At 68.6% G+C, this 16,478-nt stretch carries 13 protein-coding genes; 4 read left to right on the top strand and 9 right to left on the bottom strand.

Annotation, left to right across the window (positions count from 1 at the left end):
• Positions 1 to 120: 120 nt before the first annotated feature.
• Positions 121 to 765: a response regulator transcription factor gene (locus ACO07I_RS22365; protein WP_422011261.1), complete on the top strand. Its 645-nt coding sequence runs from the start codon at positions 121 to 123 to the stop codon at positions 763 to 765.
• Between the two features lie 113 nt (positions 766 to 878).
• Here ACO07I_RS22365 and ACO07I_RS22360 read toward each other — a convergent pair whose 3' ends face one another.
• The 3 genes from ACO07I_RS22360 to ACO07I_RS22350 form a co-directional block, all read right to left on the bottom strand.
• Positions 879 to 4,304: a NahK/ErcS family hybrid sensor histidine kinase/response regulator gene (locus tag ACO07I_RS22360; RefSeq protein ID WP_422011259.1), complete on the bottom strand. Its 3,426-nt coding sequence runs from the start codon at positions 4,302 to 4,304 to the stop codon at positions 879 to 881.
• A gap of 83 nt (positions 4,305 to 4,387) precedes the next feature.
• Positions 4,388 to 5,698 (bottom strand): type II toxin-antitoxin system HipA family toxin, encoded by a 1,311-nt coding sequence (locus tag ACO07I_RS22355; RefSeq protein WP_422011257.1) that lies wholly within the window; start codon positions 5,696 to 5,698, stop codon positions 4,388 to 4,390.
• Complete coding sequence (locus tag ACO07I_RS22350) at positions 5,698 to 5,949, bottom strand: XRE family transcriptional regulator (protein ID WP_422011255.1); 252 nt, start codon at positions 5,947 to 5,949, stop codon at positions 5,698 to 5,700. Before ACO07I_RS22350 ends, ACO07I_RS22355 begins: the two co-directional genes overlap by 1 nt.
• A 157-nt stretch (positions 5,950 to 6,106) precedes the next feature.
• Here ACO07I_RS22350 and ettA point away from each other — a divergent pair, with 157 nt between their 5' ends.
• A complete protein-coding gene (gene ettA, locus ACO07I_RS22345) occupies positions 6,107 to 7,780 on the top strand; it encodes an energy-dependent translational throttle protein EttA (protein ID WP_422011253.1) in 1,674 nt (557 codons plus the stop codon).
• Positions 7,781 to 7,821: 41 nt separating this feature from the next.
• Complete coding sequence (locus tag ACO07I_RS22340) at positions 7,822 to 8,424, top strand: hypothetical protein (protein ID WP_422011251.1); 603 nt, start codon at positions 7,822 to 7,824, stop codon at positions 8,422 to 8,424.
• Positions 8,425 to 8,507: 83 nt separating this feature from the next.
• Here the strand turns inward: ACO07I_RS22340 and ACO07I_RS22335 are convergent, their stop codons facing one another.
• Together ACO07I_RS22335 and ACO07I_RS22330 are read right to left on the bottom strand one after the other, a co-directional pair.
• On the bottom strand, positions 8,508 to 10,160 hold the full coding sequence (locus ACO07I_RS22335) for a tetratricopeptide repeat protein (RefSeq protein ID WP_422011249.1): 1,653 nt from the start codon (positions 10,158 to 10,160) through the stop codon (positions 8,508 to 8,510).
• Positions 10,161 to 10,248: 88 nt separating this feature from the next.
• Positions 10,249 to 12,120, bottom strand: coding sequence for a carbon-nitrogen hydrolase family protein (locus ACO07I_RS22330; protein WP_422011247.1), 1,872 nt, complete (start codon positions 12,118 to 12,120; stop codon positions 10,249 to 10,251).
• A gap of 78 nt (positions 12,121 to 12,198) precedes the next feature.
• On the opposite strand from ACO07I_RS22330, the gene ACO07I_RS22325 reads away from it, so the two are divergent.
• Entirely contained in the window at positions 12,199 to 13,299 is a 1,101-nt protein-coding gene (locus tag ACO07I_RS22325; protein WP_422011245.1) for an NAD(P)/FAD-dependent oxidoreductase, read from the top strand.
• Here the strand turns inward: ACO07I_RS22325 and ACO07I_RS22320 are convergent.
• The 4 genes from ACO07I_RS22320 to ACO07I_RS22305 all read right to left on the bottom strand — a co-directional run bounded on the left by ACO07I_RS22320 (position 13,296) and on the right by ACO07I_RS22305 (position 16,461).
• Positions 13,296 to 13,823 (bottom strand): hypothetical protein, encoded by a 528-nt coding sequence (locus tag ACO07I_RS22320; RefSeq protein WP_422011243.1) that lies wholly within the window; start codon positions 13,821 to 13,823, stop codon positions 13,296 to 13,298. The genes ACO07I_RS22325 and ACO07I_RS22320 overlap by 4 nt on opposite strands.
• Before the next feature lie 246 nt (positions 13,824 to 14,069).
• Complete coding sequence (locus tag ACO07I_RS22315; RefSeq protein ID WP_422011241.1) at positions 14,070 to 14,894, bottom strand: sugar phosphate isomerase/epimerase family protein; 825 nt, start codon at positions 14,892 to 14,894, stop codon at positions 14,070 to 14,072.
• Positions 14,895 to 14,950: 56 nt separating this feature from the next.
• A complete protein-coding gene (gene cysE / locus ACO07I_RS22310; protein ID WP_422011239.1) occupies positions 14,951 to 15,760 on the bottom strand; it encodes a serine O-acetyltransferase in 810 nt (269 codons plus the stop codon).
• Between the two features lie 104 nt (positions 15,761 to 15,864).
• On the bottom strand, positions 15,865 to 16,461 hold the full coding sequence (locus ACO07I_RS22305) for an MlaC/ttg2D family ABC transporter substrate-binding protein (protein ID WP_422011237.1): 597 nt from the start codon (positions 16,459 to 16,461) through the stop codon (positions 15,865 to 15,867).
• Positions 16,462 to 16,478 lie beyond the last annotated feature (17 nt).

Raw genomic sequence — 16,478 nt, 5'->3', positions numbered from 1 at the left:
CGGACCCCTTCTTGATTCTTGTGTAAATCGCACGTGCTGTGTGCTGCAATTCGACCAAGGTCCAAGGTCGCGTAGAGTGCGTCGCAGCATTTTCTACCGTGCCGCAACAAAGATGACTCGATGTCCGGGGAAACGCTCTCCTTCCTGATCGCCGACGACCATCCCATGGTCCGCGACGCGCTGGCGTCGGCGCTGGGACAGTCGTTTGCCGGCGCGCGCTTCGACAGGGCGGGCACGCTCGACCAGGCCAAGACAGTGCTGGAGCGCGAACCCGAGACCGATGCCGTGCTGCTCGATCTCGACATGCCGGGCATGGATGGCCTCACAGGCCTCGCCCGTCTGCGCGCCGAACACCCGACCGTGCCGATCGTCGTCGTGTCGGCCGCGCGCGAGGCGGCCGTCATTCGACGCGCCTACGAGTTCGGCGCCTCGGCCTATATCGACAAGTCCGCACCGCTCGAGGAGATCGCCGCCATCGTGCGCGCCGTGCTCGACGGCGAGATCTTCACGCCGCCCGACGCGGTGCCCGGCGACAGCTTCGCCCAGCGCGCCGCGCAGCTCACGCCGCAGCAGTGGCGCGTGCTGGCGCTGATGATCCACGGCGACCAGAACAAGCAGATCGCGCACAAGCTCGGAGTCGGCGAGGCCACCGTGAAGGCGCATGTGACGGTGATCCTGCGCAAGCTCGGCGTACGCTCGCGAACGCAAGCCGTCATCGAGGCCCGCGGTCTGGCGCTACCGCCTTCGGAGACGATCAGGACTTAGTAGACCTGTCGTCCTGAGCGCAGCGAAGGACCTTGCAGCGCGATCAATCGACTCCCTGCCGGGCGCGAGATCCTTCGCTGCGCTCAGGATGACAGGAAACTTGTGGGCGAGGCCTACGTCGTCAGCCGCCCGGCCGCCGAGCTGCGCAATCTCAAGAGCGCGCGCAGGGAGGCAGGCTTCACCGGCTTGTGCAGCAGCTCGACCTGCCGGGCCCTCGCCCGCAGACGCAAGGTCGGGTCGCGATCGGCGGTCACCAGCGCCGCAGGAACGGCGCGGCCCCAGGCCTCGCGCAGCGCGACCACGGCGTCGAGCCCGTCGGCGCGTTCGTCCAGATGGAGATCGGCCAGAACGAGATCGGGCAGGCGCCCGGCCCGCGCCACCGCGTCGAGCGCCTCGGCCTCGCTGGCCGCGGTGGCGACCTTGCAGCCCCAGCCGCCGAGCAGCGCCGCCATCGCCTCCCGCACCCGCGATTCGTTGTCGAGACAGAGCACGAAGCTCTCGGCCTCGATCGAGGGCATCGGTTGCGGCACCGGCGCGGCAGTGGATGCGGTCACCACCGCGGCGACCCGCGGCACGGTCACGGAGAAGGTCGAGCCGTGGCCCGGCGCCGAGGCCAGGGCGACCGGCAGATCGAGCATGCGCGCGATGCGGTCGACGATGGCAAGGCCGAGGCCCAGCCCCCGCTCCTCGCGCGGCCCCTCGTCCTCGGGCTGAAGCCGCACGAACTCGTCGAAGATCACCGCCTGCTTGTCGGAAGGAATGCCCGGCCCGTTGTCCCTCACTTCGATGCGCAGGGAGTCGCCTATTCGGCGGCAGCCCAGCAACACCCTGGCAGGTCTTCCCTCGGCGCGGCCGTAGCGCAGCGCGTTCGAGAGAAGGTTCTGCAGGATGCGCCGCAGGAAGGCCGGATCGGTGTCGACGAAGGCGGACGTGGGCGCGATCACCAGCTCGACGCCGTAACGCGTGGCCGTCGGGGCGAAGGCGGTGGCCAGCGACTCGAACAGCGGCTGCAGCGCGAACGGCCGCTTTTCTGGCTTGAAGGCCCCGGCATCGAGCTTGGAGATGTCGAGCAGCGCGTCGAGCAGCGATTCGACGGCGCCCAGGCTCGCATCGATCTTGCCGCCGAGATCGTTGCGCGGATCGCGGTCGATCATCGCCGCCGTGAACAGGCGCGCGGCGTGCAGCGGCTGCAGCAGGTCGTGGCTCGCCGCCGCGATGAAGCGCGTCTTGCCGAGATTGGCCGCTTCGGCCTCGGCGCGGCTCGCCTCCAGCTCTGCCGTACGCTCGGCCACGCGCTGCTCCAGCGTCTCGGCGGCGCGGCGCAGCTGGCCATCGCTGTCGCGCAGCGCCTCGGCGGTGCGCACGCGCGCCGTCACGTCGTTGCAGGTCGCGACAAATCCGTCCTCCGGCAGCGGATCGAGCCGCAGTTCGATCACGCGGCCGTCGCGCGTCGCGATCTCGTGCGTCTGCGGCGAGTCGGGCCGGCGCAGGAGGTCGATGACATCTTGCGTGGCGCCGAACTCGCCCGGCGCGGCGCCGACCGCCACGGCGTCGTCGTCGAGCGCCAGCAGCGCGGTGAAGCGGTCGTTGAAGATCTCCAGCCGCCCCTCGCGATCGAAGGCGGCAATGCCCATGCCGACATGGTCGAGCGTGTTGCGCAGGATCTCGTAATTGTAGCGGATCGCCTCGGACGCCTCGTCGATGATGGCCCGCGCGCTGCGGGTCAGCAGACGGCCGCGCCGGACCGACGCTGCCACGATCACGCGCGCCGAGGCGGCGCCCAGCGTGCCCGACAGCATGCGTTCGGTGCGCGTCAGCGCGGTCTGCAGCGACAGCTCACCCGACAGCGTGCGGGCCGCGCGCTCGACGCCGACGAAGCGCGCCAGCAGCTGGCGCAGTTCCTCGATGCGGGCGGCATCGGCCGGCGTACGCCGCGAGAGCGGCGCCGGCTCGGCGCCCAGCACGAAGGCATCCGCCTGCTCGCGGTCGCGGCCCACCGGCCGCACCAGCAGGGAGACGCCAACCAGCAGCGCCGTGTTGACCGCGAGGCAGGCCAGGAAGCCCTGCAGCACCGGATCGAGGGCGGCCAGGGACTCCGGCAGCCATGGCATGAAAGGGGCAATCGGCGAGTCGTCCGCCCCCAACCCCTGGCGCAGGGTCGGCAGCAGCAGCGCGTAGAGCCACACGACGAAGCCGCCGATCAGGCCCGCGACGACGCCGAACCGGTGCGCGCGCTGCCAGTACAGGCCGAGCACGAGGCCCGGCGCGAAGTTGGCCACGGCGCAGAAGGAGATCAGGCCGATCGAGGCGAGCGGCAGGTAGCCCGATATGATGCGCTCGTAGGCGTAGCCCGCCATCAGGATCAGCACCACGGCGGCGCGGCGCACCAGCACCACCAGCGGGCCCATGTCGCGCACGACGCCGGCCTGCCGGCGCAGCAGGTAGGGCATCAGCAGCTCGTTGCCGATCATGCCCGACAGCGCCATGCAGGCCACGATCACCATCGAGGTCGCGGCAGAGAGACCGCCGATGAACACGAAGGCCGACAGCCAGCTTTCGCCGCCGACCAGCGGCAGCTGCAGCACGTAGAGGTCCGGGCTGACGTTCGGCCCGAGCAGCAGCAGGCCGGCCGCCGCGATCGGGATGACGAACAGGTTGATCAGCACGAGATAGGCCGGGAACAGCCAGCGCGCCGTCCGCAGGCTGGCGGGATGGTCGTGCTCGACGACGGCGACGTGGAACTGGCGCGGCAGGCAGAGGAAGGCCATGCCCGACAGCAGCGACATCACCACCCAGGTGAGCGGCGAAGCCTCGCGCGTCAGCCGCTCGGCCACGGCCGGGACCTCGGCCAGGCGGCCCATCATGTCGGCCGGCCCGTCGAACAGGAACCACACGACGAAGGGACCGACCGCCAGCAGCGCCAGCAGCTTCACCACCGATTCGAAGGCGATGGCCAGCATCATGCCGCGATGCTGCTCGGAGGCCTGCACGTTGCGCACCCCGAACAGGATGGTGAACAGCGCCATCAACGCCGCCACGATCAGCGACGTGTCGGCATGCACGACGCCCGGCGCGTCGCCGCTCCACGGCAGGGGTGCCGCGATGGTGCGGAACGACGAGGACACGGCCTGAAGCTGGAGCGCGATATAGGGCAGCACGCCGACCGTCGCGAACAGCGTGGCGGTGACGCCGACGGCGCGGCTCTTGCCGTAGCGCGAGGCCAGGAAGTCGGCGATCGAGGTGACGTTGTGCTGCTTGGCGACCCTGACCATTTTGCGCAGGATCGGGTAGCCCAGGGTCACGACCAGGACCGGCCCGGTATAGATCAGGATGAAGTCGATGCCCGAGGTCGCTGCCCGCCCGACCGCGCCGTAGAAGGTCCAGGAGGTGCAGTAGATGGCCAGCGACAGGCCGTAGACGAGCGGCGCCACCGAGTTCTTCGACCAGTCACGCGCATAGCGGTCGCCGAACCAGGCGACGGCGAAGAGCAGCCCCAAATAGGCCAGCGACAAGGCCAGGACAGCCGGTTCCACCAGCATGCGTGCGCGTTTCTCCCCGCCGTCATTGAACCCGTTCGAGGGGGCGCGAACAAGCGGGAGCGATGCACGCCCCCTGCTCAGCGCTACTTACCCTGCCCGAACAGCTTCAGTCGCCCCCTCGCGCCGTTGATGATCGACGCGGCAAGCCTTTCCGGGAACCCTTTCGGCATCGACGACTGAGCGTGGTCGAGGGCTGCGTCGGCGGTCTGCGCGATCTCGTCCAGGACGGCGGTCGCGGTGGCCTGCGGAATGTCGCACAGCCCGGCGGTCTGCAGGAAATGGCGAGGCGTGATCTCGTCGATGCGATAGTGGCGGTTGCTTCCCACGGCCATCGCCAGCTTCATCTGCGTGCGGCGGAGCTGGCCCGCATCGAAGGCCGGCTGCACGGAGAGCACGTCATAGATCGGCGCAAGCGCGAAGCGTCCGCCGGGCGCGAGGCGGATGCTGAAGTTCTTGGCATGCCCGTCCGTTGCCGCAATCAGCCAGAACAGGACCTGTGTCTTGAAGAAGCGCCGAAGGTCGAGGTCCGGCGTATCGCTTGCCTTCAGCAGGCGCGCGATGGTGACCATGCCGGGTCCGCCGCTCTGCTCGTACTTCAGGGTGGGAGGAACCGACAGGGCCTGACAGCAATCCTCCTGGGGCACGCGCAGCAGACGCCTGTCCCGGGTCCACAGGCGATCGAACCGCTCGACGACCAGGGTGCGCCGTCCCGCAAAATCCACGATCTGCGATTGCGCCACGGGAAGATCGAATGCCTCCATCAGGCGCAGGCAGAAATGCTCGTTCTCGACGCTGTCCGACAGGTCGAGACCATTCGGCTGCGCGCCGATCTGCGGCTTGAGGATGTGCGTTGTCGGCGTGGTGCCATGCGGCACATGCCAATGCTTCTTCCAGAACAGGAGCGCGGTTTTCTCCTGCACCCCGGCCAGCGAGATCCGCAGGTCGCCCCCTTCGTCGATGCCGAGTGGGTTGCGCGCGAGCTTGCCGAGCAGTTCCGCGATGTCGGCATCGCCGATGCGCCTCCCGTCCAGCCGGTCGGGAGGCGCCGCCGCCTCCCCTTCGGGAAGGAACTGCAGGGCACCGACGCAATCCCGGCCGATGGCGCCGAGCAGGCTGTAGGAATCAGGCCCTTGTGCCCGCGCGCGCTCAGCGACACGGCGACGAATGTCCTCATCGTCGGGCAGAAGATTGTCGAAGAACGCGACGACGGGGGCGCCGGCATAACGCCGCTCGCTCAACGGCAGGGACAGCGACACCGGAATGGCGTTGTTCCAGCCGAGCCACTCGTCTGCATACCTGAAGTCAATGGCGCCGCTCACTTCCCGGCGAAGCTGCCCGACGCGCTTTCCGTTCAGGAAGACGTCGAGCGGTCGCGTGGCGCGGGAGCGGGCCATCAGAACAGCTCCTCGAGCTCCTCCACGCGGCTCGTGGTCCGGGGGCGAACGACGAGCTCCAGGTCCAGCGCCGCCAGTGCATTCATTAAGGTCTGGAGTTGCGTGGCCGGCTCTCCCTTCTCCAGCTTGGAGACGGTCGCCTGACGGGCGTTCATGCGGGCGCCCAGCTCGCCTTGCGTGAGATTCTGCTCCTTGCGGCGGCGCTGAACGGCGATCCCGAGCTGCTTCGGATCCCTGGCGATGATTTCCATGCGAACAGCATACGCGAACGCGTATCAAGAAACAATATACGGCATCGCGTATTTAATTACATTATACGCAATCTCGTATGAAAAGAAGTTCTGCCTGCGCGCGCGTTGACCCGGGCGTCATTGAACCGACCCGACGGGGCCGCTAAAAGCTCGCCCCATGGCATCCTACCAGTACATCTACGTGATGAAGGGTCTGAACAAGACCTTTCCCGGCGGCAAGCAGGTCCTGAAGGACATCTGGCTCTCGTTCCTGCCCGGCGCCAAGATCGGCGTGCTCGGCCTCAACGGTTCGGGCAAGTCCACCCTGCTCAAGATCATGGCCGGGCGCGACGACAGCTACACCGGCGAGGCCTGGGCGGCCGAGGGCGTCAAGGTCGGCCTGCTGGAGCAGGAGCCGGGCCTCGACCCCGCCAAGGATGTGCTGGGCAACGTCATGGACGGCGCCGGCGAGATGGCGAAGATGCTGGCGCGCTTCGAGGAGGTCTCCAACGCCTTCTCCGACCCCGACGCCGACATGGACAAGCTGATCGCCGAGCAGGGCGAGTTGCAGGAGAAGATCGACGCCGGCAATGGCTGGGACCTTGGCCGCACCGTCGAGATCGCCATGGACGCGCTGCGCTGCCCGCCGTCCGACGCCGACGTGACCAAGCTCTCGGGCGGCGAGAAGCGCCGCGTGGCGCTGTGCCGCCTGCTGCTCTCCAAGCCCGACATGCTGCTGCTCGACGAGCCGACCAACCATCTCGACGCCGAGTCGGTGGCCTGGCTGGAGCGCCATCTCGCGGAATTCCCCGGCACCGTCGTGGCCGTCACCCACGATCGCTACTTCCTCGACAACGTGGCCGGCTGGATCCTCGAACTCGACCGCGGCGCCGGCATCCCGTGGGAAGGCAACTACTCGTCCTGGCTGAAGCAGAAGGACAAGCGCCTCGAGCTGGAAGAGAAGACCGCCGACGCCCGCCGCCGCACCATGCAGCGCGAGCTCGAGTGGATGGGCACCAGCCCGTCGGCCCGCCGCTCCAAGAGCAAGGCCCGTATCGCCGCCTACGAGCAGATGGTGGCGGAGGACAGCCAGCAGACGCTCGACCGGGCGCAGATCGTCATCCCGGCCGGCCCGCGCCTGGGCGACCATGTCATCCGCGCCGAGGGCATCTCCAAGGGCTTCGGCGACCGGCTGCTGATCGACAACCTCACCTTCAACCTGCCGCCGGGCGGCATCGTGGGCGTCATCGGCCCCAACGGCGCCGGCAAGACCACGCTGTTCAAGATGATCACCGGCCTCGACAAGCCCGATACCGGCACCTTCTCGGTCGGCCCGACGGTGAAGCTGGGCTATGTCGACCAGAGCCGCGAGACGCTCGATCCCAACAAGAGCGTGTGGGAGGAGCTTTCGGGCGGCCTCGACATCATCAAGCTCGGCACCAAGGAAGTGTCCAGCCGCGCCTATTGCGGGTCGTTCAACTTCAAGGGCGCCGACCAGCAGAAGAAGGTCGGCCAGCTCTCGGGCGGCGAACGCAACCGCGTGAACCTCGCCAAGATGCTGAAGAGCGGCGCCAACGTGCTGCTGCTCGACGAGCCGACCAACGACCTCGACGTCGACACGCTGCGCGCGCTCGAAGAGGCGCTTGTCGAGTTCGCCGGCTGCGCCGTCGTGATCTCGCATGATCGCTGGTTCCTCGACCGCACCGCCACCCACATGCTGGCCTTCGAGGGCGACAGCCATGTCGAGTGGTTCGAGGGCAACTACCAGGACTACGAGCTCGACCGGCACCGCCGCCTCGGCACCGACGCCGACCAGCCGCACCGCATCAAGTACAAGCCGCTGGTCCGCTAGACCGGCGGCCCCGCACACTCAAGACAGGGGGCGCGGCGAGGATGAACCCGCTCAATGAAGTGCAGTGGGGCGCCGACTGGGCGTGGGGCATCCCGCTGATCGCCTTCACCAGCGTGCTCCACGTCCTCTGCCTGGCGCTGTTCACGGCGCGGGTGGAGTACGCGGTCGACCATGTGAAGACCCGCCGCCACTTCTCCCTCACCTTCGCCCTGGTGATGGCGATGGCGGTCACGCTGGTGACGGCGCTGCACATCGTCGAAGGCGGCATCTGGGCCATCGCCTACCGCGTACTTGGCGCCATCCCCGACAACCGCTCGGCGATGCTCTACTCGCTGGGCGCGCTCACCACCTACGGCGACACCAGCATCAACCTCGAACACGAATGGAAGATGCTGGGAGCGCTGGAAGCATTGAACGGCATGCTGCTGTTCGGCCTCACGACCGCATTCCTGTTCGCGATGATCCAGCGGGTGTGGCCGGCCGCGACGCGCCTGGGCCCTGACCGCCGGCGGGATGGAGCATACGAAATAAACGAAATAAACGAAATATCTGAAACGAATGCCGCAGCTCCCGGGTCGGACCCGATTTTGGGCGAGTCAAGGCCTTCGAAGCGGATATCTCGCTTCTCCCCCTCGTCCTGCTGAGAAGCGTCTCTCCTCAGCATGAGGTCCGTCTTGGCGATTCCATAGCGCTGGGCAGGACTATCGCGAGCGTTGTGAAGTTCCGCCTACGCAGCTTCCCTCCTGCAAAGACACGACGCGCGCACCGGAAACTCGGTCCGCGCAGACGCCAGATCCAGCCGTGCCTTGATCAGCGGCGCCTCGACCGTTTCGCCGCGGCGCGTCAGGCATTCGTGGAGGCCGTGCAGGCTCCAGACGTTCTCGGGGTGCCAGCAGGCGCGGTTGGTCTTGCCGTCGAAGCCGAGGTCGGCGCGATAGACGGCTTCGGCTTCGGCGAGATGGCCCTGCTCGAGCAGCAGCGCACCCAGCGCGTGGCGGGTCGGCTGCATCCAGCCCCAGGGCTCGTCGTAGGGCAGCGAATCGTCGAGTTCGACGGCGCGGCGGAGATGGGCGAAGGCCAGATCGAAGTTGCCGCGGCGGTATTCCAGCTCGCCGGTCAGCATCTCGTCGGCGATGGCCAGCAGGTCGACCATGGTGTTGTTGTGCAGGCGCCGGCTCTCGGGCACGCGCGCCTTGGCGGCGCGAAAGGCGGCGCGCGCCTGCTCGGCCAGTTCGATCTCGCCCAGCACCGAATGCGCCACGCCCTTGGCGTAGAGCGTCATCGCCGTGGTCGAGCAATAGAGGTCGGGGTCCTTCGGCAGCTCCTGCGCGATGATCTCGCGCCACTTGCCGAAGCGCACCAGCACATGCTGCTTCATCGAGAGATAGCCCTCGACGAAGTCGGCCATCGGCGGCGACGGGATGCGCAGCAGCTCTTCCGGCGTGGTGTCGATCAGCTCCTGCGCCGCGGTGATGGCCGGCGTGTACTGGCCGAGGAACATGGCGCCGTAGACGATGAAGTGATGGTCGTGGCTGCGATACATCGAATAGACGTTCAGGGCGCCCTCGCGCGCCAGGTACTTGCGGTCGACCACGACGGCCTTCTGGTTGTAGACGACGACGTCGCGATAGTTGCCGCACAGCACGTCGATATGGGTCGGCATGTGCACGAGGTGGCCCGAGTCCGGCACGAGGTCGCGCAGCCGGTCGCCGGCCCGCAGGGCGCGCTGCGGGAACGGCGACATCTCCATCAGGTGGACGTAGAGGTGCAGCAGGCCGGGATGGTCCCAGCTCGCCGGCATGTCGCGGAAGGCACTCTCCAGCACCTCGACCGCCTCCTCGGTGCCGGCGCCCGGCGTGGGCTGCCCGGTCTTCAGGTCCCACATCTGCCAGGGCGTCTCGTTCATGATCGCCTCGGCGAACACTGAGCGCAGGTCGAGATCGTTGGGATGGGCGCGGAACAGCTTGCGCATCTCGACGGTGAAGGCCTTGTCCCACGTCGTCTGGTCCTCGATCGCCTCGCGCTGCGGATAGCGCGCCGGCAGCGTACGGATCAGCGCCTGCTCGACCGGGGCGGCGTTGGGCGCGGCGGCCAGCGCGCGCTGCATGGCGTCATACGAGGCTTCGAGCGCGCGCTTCTTGCCGGCGGGATCGTAGCGGTGCCAGGGAAGATTGTAGTTCGGCCCGGCGGCGTAGGAGATACCCCAATGCGCCATGGCGCAGCCGGGATCGGTCTCGAGCGCCTTCTCGAAGCACTTGATCGCTTCGGCATGGTTGAAACCGTAGAGCCAGTTCAGTCCGCGATCGAACCAGAGCTGCGTCTGCGGCGACGAGGTGGTGACGGTGCGCTTGTAGGCGCCGAGATCGTAATAGTCGTCCATGGTCCATGTCCCCGCTGCGATCCGGAGGCATGGTGCCGTCGGGACAGGCCGGGCGGCAAGCCCGGCCGTTCTCCCTGCGATGGAGCGCTCAGCGGCAGGGCGGCGCGCCTGTGCCCCGGCTCCGCCACTGCTTCAGGCACTCGCTGTCGTCCTTCATCACCAGCGGCACGAACAGCAGCGACTGCTGCCCGGCGATGAGCTGCTGCTGGTTGATCCAGGTGCCCGGCGCCGGCACGCGCGTGCGATAGCGCACGACGCTCTCGCCGGCCGCCGCCGTCAGCGTCGGCGTGTCGACGACCGGCTCGGGGCCGTAGATGCCGGCCGCCGTGGCGTTGCCGACCCTGCGGCCGCCGCTCACCAGCCAGAGCTGGTTCTGCTTGGCCGAAGCGTAGGGGAAGAAATCGGCGCGGCCGGTCGGCGGATCGTTTACGGCGAAGAGCTTGGCATCGATCTGCACCTTGAGCGGCTCGGGCCGTCCCGCCGGCGCGGCCAGGATGTCGGTGCGCAGGGCGCCATAGAGGCCGCCCAGTTCCGGCACGCGCAGCTCTTCGCCGGTGGCGAGACCGATGCGGCCGAGCGGCGTGTCGATCACGACCGGCTCGTCACCGGCACTCGCCCAGGCCGCGGTCGCGGCGGACGGGTGCGTGGCGCGGTAGCGGCCGAGCACCGTTCCCGTGGGCCCGGCCAGCACGACCGTATGATAGACCTTGTCGCCGTCGCGCTCGGGATAGGAGCCGACTACGAAGCCGCTGCCGGCCTTGGCGGCCGCCGACAGGGCCTGCTCGAAAGCGCCGTCGCGCGCTTCGGCCTTCGCCTTGATGTCGGCCGCGGACAGACCCGACGGCAGCGCCGAGAGTTCCGGCAGGACCAGCAGTTCGCCCGCTTCGGGGCGCGCCGACGAGAGCAGCGACGGTCCGTCGGGCCATTGCGCGGCCGACAGCGCGACGGAGCGGACCGACGTCGTGGCATTGCCATCGGTGGGGCTGCGATGCAGCGCCAGCAGCGGCACGTAGAGATCGGAACGGCGGCGTGCGAGCTGGGCGGTCCGCTCGGCATCGGCTTCGGCCGGGACGATGCTGGTCGCAAAGACGCCAGCGAGGCCGGGCGCCAGCGTTTCGGGCGGCACCACCGGCGCCTGCACCAGCTTCTCGCCCTTCGGCGACCAGATGCTCGAACCGCCATTGTAGTAGAGCTTGCCGCCGGTGATCGGGTTGGTCTCGACACCGCTGCGCGTGGCACCGACCACCCACACGCCGTTCTGGGCGCTGAGGTACTGGACGTTGGACACGGTCGAGTGATTGCCCGTCGCCTCGGCGGGCGGCGTGCCGGGCATCACGCGGTCCGACACCGAATGCCAGGCGATGATCTGGGCGCCGCGCAGCGCCGCGAGCCGACCATACTGCCAGTAGGTGTCGTCGTAGCAGATCAGCAGCGCGATGCGGCCGATCGGCGTCTCGAACACCTCGACACCGGTCGTGCCCGGCGCGAAGACCTTCTGGTCCTGCGGGTTCAGACCGTTCTTGCGGTACTTGCCGACGATGCCGTTGGGGCCGAGCAGCACCGCCGTGTTGTAGGCGAGGCCGGTCGCGGCATCGCGCTCGGCAATGCCGACACTCATGTACAGGCCGGTACGCTGGAGGACGGGCAAGAGCGCGGCCGTGGTCTTGCCGGGAATGGTATCGAGGAACGGCGCGAGCTGCTTCGGCCCGCTGAACAGGTAGCCGCTGACCGCGGTCTCGGGGAACACCGCGTAATGGACGTCCTGCCGCGCCACCTGCTCGGCCGCCTGGACGAGCCGCGCCACGTTGCCGTCGAGATCGCCCCACGCCGGCACGAAATCGACCGCCGCCACCTTGATCGGCTTCTGCCCGACCGGCGCCTGCGCCGAGACACTGGCCGCGAGCGACAGCCAGCCGGCGATGCCCGCCAACATGGCGAGTCCCCACGATTTCCAATTCATGTACGCTTCCTCCCGAGTTTCCAAGCAAGATATTGCACCAGAGACGCAGCCTCCAGTGCGGCCGTGGATTGATCGGACATGAGCAGCAAGAAGCGGATCGTCGTCTGCGGCGGCGGCGCCATCGGCGCGGCCGCCGCCTACTACCTGAGCCGACGCGGCGCGCGGCCGGTCGTGGTCGAGCGCCACGAGGTCGGAGGCGCGGCCTCCGGCAAGTCGGGCGGCTTCCTCGCGCTCGACTGGTGTCGCGGGACCGCGATAGACCGGCTGGCGCGGCGCAGCTTCGCCTTGCATGCGAGCCTCGCCGACGAGCTGGACAATCCGTGGGGCTACCGAAGGCTCACGACCTTTTCCGGCGACGCTGCGGAGGGCCGGCGCGGGCACGGGGACGCAGGCCGGCCGTGGCTGTCGCCTGACGTGACGCTGACCGGGCAAATCGGCTCGCCGCAGACGACGGCCCTGGTCGAGCCGCGCGCCTTCACCACCGGGTTGATGCGCGCCGCGGAAGCGAACGGCGCCGAGCTGCGCCACGCAACCGTCACGGGACTGATGAGGAGCGCGTCCGGCGCGATCGGCGGCGTGACGCTCGAAAGCGGCGAGACCATCGAAGCCGATGGCGTGGTCATCGCGATGGGGCCGTGGTCGATCCTCGCCTCGCGCTGGCTGCCGCTGCCCGCCGTGTACGGATTCAAGGGACACAGCCTCGTCTTCCGCACCGGCGATGCGGTGCCGGCCGAAGCCCTGTTCCTCGAATACGAGGAGGCGAGCGGCGAGGCGCTGACGCCCGAGATCTTCGCGCGGGCCGACGGCACGGTCTGGGCCTGCGCGGTGTCGAGCACCGCGTCGCTTCCGGTCGATCCGGCCGACATCACGGGCGACGCGGGCGCGCACGAACGGCTGGAAGCGCTGTGCCGCGCCGTCTCCCCGGCCCTCGCCGACGCGCCCATTGTCGCGCGCCAGGCCTGCTTCCGTCCCGTCACCGAGGATGGGCTGCCGCTGATCGGCGCCGTGCCGGGTGTCGCCAACGCCTGGGTCGCCACCGGCCACAGCGTCTGGGGCATGCTCAACGCCCCCGCGACCGGCGAGGCCATGGCCGAACTGATTGTGGATGGCGCGACGAGCCATGTCCCGCTGAGGCATTTCACGCCGGATCGGATGAAGGCTTTCGCGGGGCTGCGTTAGCCCTCCGGCCGGCTTGTCCAGCGCGGCGGCAAAAGCCTCGTGTTGAGGACGAACGGCACACTGTTGTCGCTCAGGCGGATCGTGCCGATGAACGGCAGATCGTAGGAGGCGTGGAAGTAGATCTGCGAGCGCTGCACCACCCCGTAATCCTCGTTGAGCGGCGGCAGGCCGAACAGGGCGCGAAACGGACACTTGAAGGTCGCCTGTTCGCCGGGCTTCAGTTCGCCCGCCGAGCCGGCCGGAAAGCGCACGTCCGTCGCCTCGATCAGGGTCGGCTCGCGGCCCGAGGCGCGCACGTGATCGAGCACACAGGCGAATTTCAGGCCCTTCATGGCAAACCACGGGCTGGGGTTGTCGGCGGTGAAGGTCGCGTCGAAGGGCGAGCCGGCCTTCTGCTCTTCCGAGGCGTAGCTGGGCACCGGCCGGATCGCCCAGGCGCCGACCCCGGCGGCCACGATCACCACCACGACCGCGAGGAACACGATCAGGCTCTGAATCGTCTCCACGCCGCTATGCGCCATCATGCGCAGTTCCTGCTGAAGGGTCGTGGTCGGCGGCGGCAGCGGTCGCGGTGCGGGCGTACGGGGTGCGGGCTTGCGGGCCCTCGGCTTCGTCCCGGAAGCCGTTGGCTTGGGGCCGGAAGAAGGTGGTTTGGCGCCGGAAGAAGCGCTCTTCCGCGACTTGCTCGGGGACTTCTTCTTCTGCGCCATCGTGCGCAGACGTAGCGCGTCCGGCCCGTGCCATCCATCCCGCCACTGGTCGCAGGCGGCTCAGGCGAAGGCGGCGTCCAGGGCGCGCCGCGTCGCCGTTGCGCCCTCGCGCGCGACCTCGGCGGCGGGTCTCGCCCAATGCGCGGGATTGGGCGCCTCGTAGCTCAGCCAGCCTTCGTAGCCTTTCTCACTCAGCAGCTGGAAAAGATCGCTCCAGCGCACCACGCCCTGCCCCGGCGGCAGACGGTCGACCGGCGGCACGGCATTGGGCGGCGCATCGGGCACGTCGCTGTACTGGACGTAGAAGATCTCCGTGCCCGGCACGTCCTCGAAGCCACGGCCCGGGCGACCGCCCCGCTCGAGGTGATAGGCATCGAGCAGCAGGCCGACACTTTTCTCTCCTGCCTTGGCGATCAGTTCGCGCAGGATGTCGAGACGGCTCACGATGGGATGCTGAAACTGGTATTCGAGCGCGAGCCTGAGCCCGTGGCGCGAAACGATCTCGCCAGCCCGGCGGATGTTGGCGACGCCTTCCTCCAGCGACGCCGAACCCGGCCCGATGCCGCTCATCACCGTCGGGCAATCGAGCATGACCGCCCGCTCGCAGGCCTCTTCCAGGGAGGCGAACAGCCGCTCGCGATCCCGCTCGGCCGCGAAGGTCCAGCCATATTCGCAGCCGACGGCGCTGACGCGCAGCCCGCCCGCGCGCACGCGCCCCAGGAGTTCGGTGTTCGACAGTCCGCTCTTCCCGGCCCGCTCGAAATCGACACGACGCAATTCGACCGCTCCAAAGCCGCCCGCTTTCGCGGCGGCCAGCGCCTCCTCGAACGGCGTCGTGTCGACCGTCCAGAGATGGAGCGCAAGGCCGCGGAACTCGTGATGCATGATCTGATCCCCCACCGGATTATGGACGGTGGGGACGGAGGCTCAAGCGGCAGTGACTAGATCCGGTGATCCATGTCGAGCGCGGGCTCCGGCACATCGACGCAGCCGATGATGCGGGCGGGGACGCCGGCAGCCGTGCAGCCGGCCGGGACGGGATCGAGCACGACGCTGCCGGCCGCAATCTTGGCGCAGGCGCCGATCTCGATGTTGCCCAGGACCTTGGCGCCGGCGCCCAGCAGCACGCCGCGCCGCACCTTGGGATGACGGTCGCCGCGTTCCTTGCCGGTCCCGCCCAGGGTGACGCCATGCAGCATGGAGACGCCGTCCTCGACGACGGCGGTCTCGCCGATCACGACACCCGTGCCGTGGTCGATGAAGATGCTCTTGCCGATCACCGCGCCGGGATGGATGTCGAGGCCGAACAGCGAGCTCGACCGGCTCTGCAGGAAGTGGGCGAGCGTGCGCCGGCCCTCCGTCCACAGCCAGTGCGAGGCGCGGTAGGTCTGCAGCGCGTGATAGCCCTTGAACCAGAGCAGCGGATCGAGATGCGACGTGCACGCGGGATCGCGATCGGCGACCGCCACGATATCGGCCCGCGCCGCAAGGCCGATGCCGGGATCGGCCGCCAGAGCCTCGTCGAAGGTCTGGCGGATCAGCGCGGCCGGCACCTCGGTCGTGCCGACGAGCCGCGCAAGGTGATAGCTCAGCGCATTCTCGAAGCGCGGCTGGCTCAGGATCGTCGCGTGGAGGGTTCCGGCCAGCACCGGCTCTGCGGCAGCGGCCGCATGCGCGGCTTCGCGAATCCGGTCCCAGACCGGATCGACCGAACGCAGTTCGGCCGGGTTCTTGGCAATCGCGCTATCCATGGCGCTCTCCTCCGCTCCGCTTCCGCCCCCTGCGACGCTCACGGAGCGCTCGCACGCCTCCCGTCGGGGAGACTACGCCGGGCGCCTGAGGCGTGCAATCCGGGCTATCGAGCCGCGCGGGCTTCGAGTTCCAGAACCAGCGGCTCGACCTTCCCACCGTTGTTCTGGATGTAGGAATTGAAATCCGAACGTCTAGTCATGACCATGCTCACGCCCTCGACCTTCACGTCGGCGATGCGGTCGTTGCGGACTTCCCATTCGAGCTTGATCGGCTGCCCGGACGTCTGGTTCAGACGGCTGTCGACGATCGTCACGCCGTTGGCGCGCGGGGTCACCTTGCCGATTGTCAGGGTCTGCCCGCCATACTGGCCGAAGCGCTCGCTGTAGGCCTTGGCTTCCGCGGTGGCGACGGCCTTGAGGAAGCGCGCGCGCTCGCTCTCGGTCGCCTGGCTCCAGTGCGTGCCCAACGCCGACCGGCCCATCGCCGGCATGTCGAAATTCGTCTGGAGAACGCTCAGGATCGCGGCCTGGCGGTCGGCGCCGGTCTTGGTCTTCACGATTTCGATGACCTGCTGAGCGGTGCTCTGCACGATCTGTGCGGGATCGGCGGCCACGGCCGGCCCAGCGAAAGGTATGGCAGACAAGATCGCGGCAGTCGCGGCAAGCTGCAACACGACACGACGAGAGGCGAGCTTCGGCACCGTGCACTCCTATGACG

This window comes from Reyranella sp., from assembly GCF_965227665.1.
Classification (GTDB): Bacteria; Pseudomonadota; Alphaproteobacteria; order Reyranellales; family Reyranellaceae; genus Reyranella.
Note: the sequence above shows the minus strand (reverse complement) of the source record. Positions and strands in the feature narration are given on the sequence as shown.

What these genes read in the sequence shown, in the direction of transcription:
- ACO07I_RS22355 (WP_422011257.1), bottom strand. Translation starts at nt 5,698, where the DNA reads ATGGCCCGCTCCCGCGCCACGCGACCGCTCGACGTCTTCCTGAACGGA.
- ACO07I_RS22330 (WP_422011247.1), bottom strand. Translation starts at nt 12,120, where the DNA reads ATGAATTGGAAATCGTGGGGACTCGCCATGTTGGCGGGCATCGCCGGC.
- ACO07I_RS22315 (WP_422011241.1), bottom strand. Translation starts at nt 14,894, where the DNA reads ATGCATCACGAGTTCCGCGGCCTTGCGCTCCATCTCTGGACGGTCGAC.
- ettA (WP_422011253.1), top strand. Translation starts at nt 6,107, where the DNA reads ATGGCATCCTACCAGTACATCTACGTGATGAAGGGTCTGAACAAGACC.
- ACO07I_RS22320 (WP_422011243.1), bottom strand. Translation starts at nt 13,823, where the DNA reads ATGATGGCGCATAGCGGCGTGGAGACGATTCAGAGCCTGATCGTGTTC.
- ACO07I_RS22350 (WP_422011255.1), bottom strand. Translation starts at nt 5,949, where the DNA reads ATGGAAATCATCGCCAGGGATCCGAAGCAGCTCGGGATCGCCGTTCAG.
- ACO07I_RS22340 (WP_422011251.1), top strand. Translation starts at nt 7,822, where the DNA reads ATGAACCCGCTCAATGAAGTGCAGTGGGGCGCCGACTGGGCGTGGGGC.
- ACO07I_RS22325 (WP_422011245.1), top strand. Translation starts at nt 12,199, where the DNA reads ATGAGCAGCAAGAAGCGGATCGTCGTCTGCGGCGGCGGCGCCATCGGC.
- ACO07I_RS22365 (WP_422011261.1), top strand. Translation starts at nt 121, where the DNA reads ATGTCCGGGGAAACGCTCTCCTTCCTGATCGCCGACGACCATCCCATG.
- ACO07I_RS22360 (WP_422011259.1), bottom strand. Translation starts at nt 4,304, where the DNA reads ATGCTGGTGGAACCGGCTGTCCTGGCCTTGTCGCTGGCCTATTTGGGG.
- ACO07I_RS22335 (WP_422011249.1), bottom strand. Translation starts at nt 10,160, where the DNA reads ATGGACGACTATTACGATCTCGGCGCCTACAAGCGCACCGTCACCACC.
- cysE (WP_422011239.1), bottom strand. Translation starts at nt 15,760, where the DNA reads ATGGATAGCGCGATTGCCAAGAACCCGGCCGAACTGCGTTCGGTCGAT.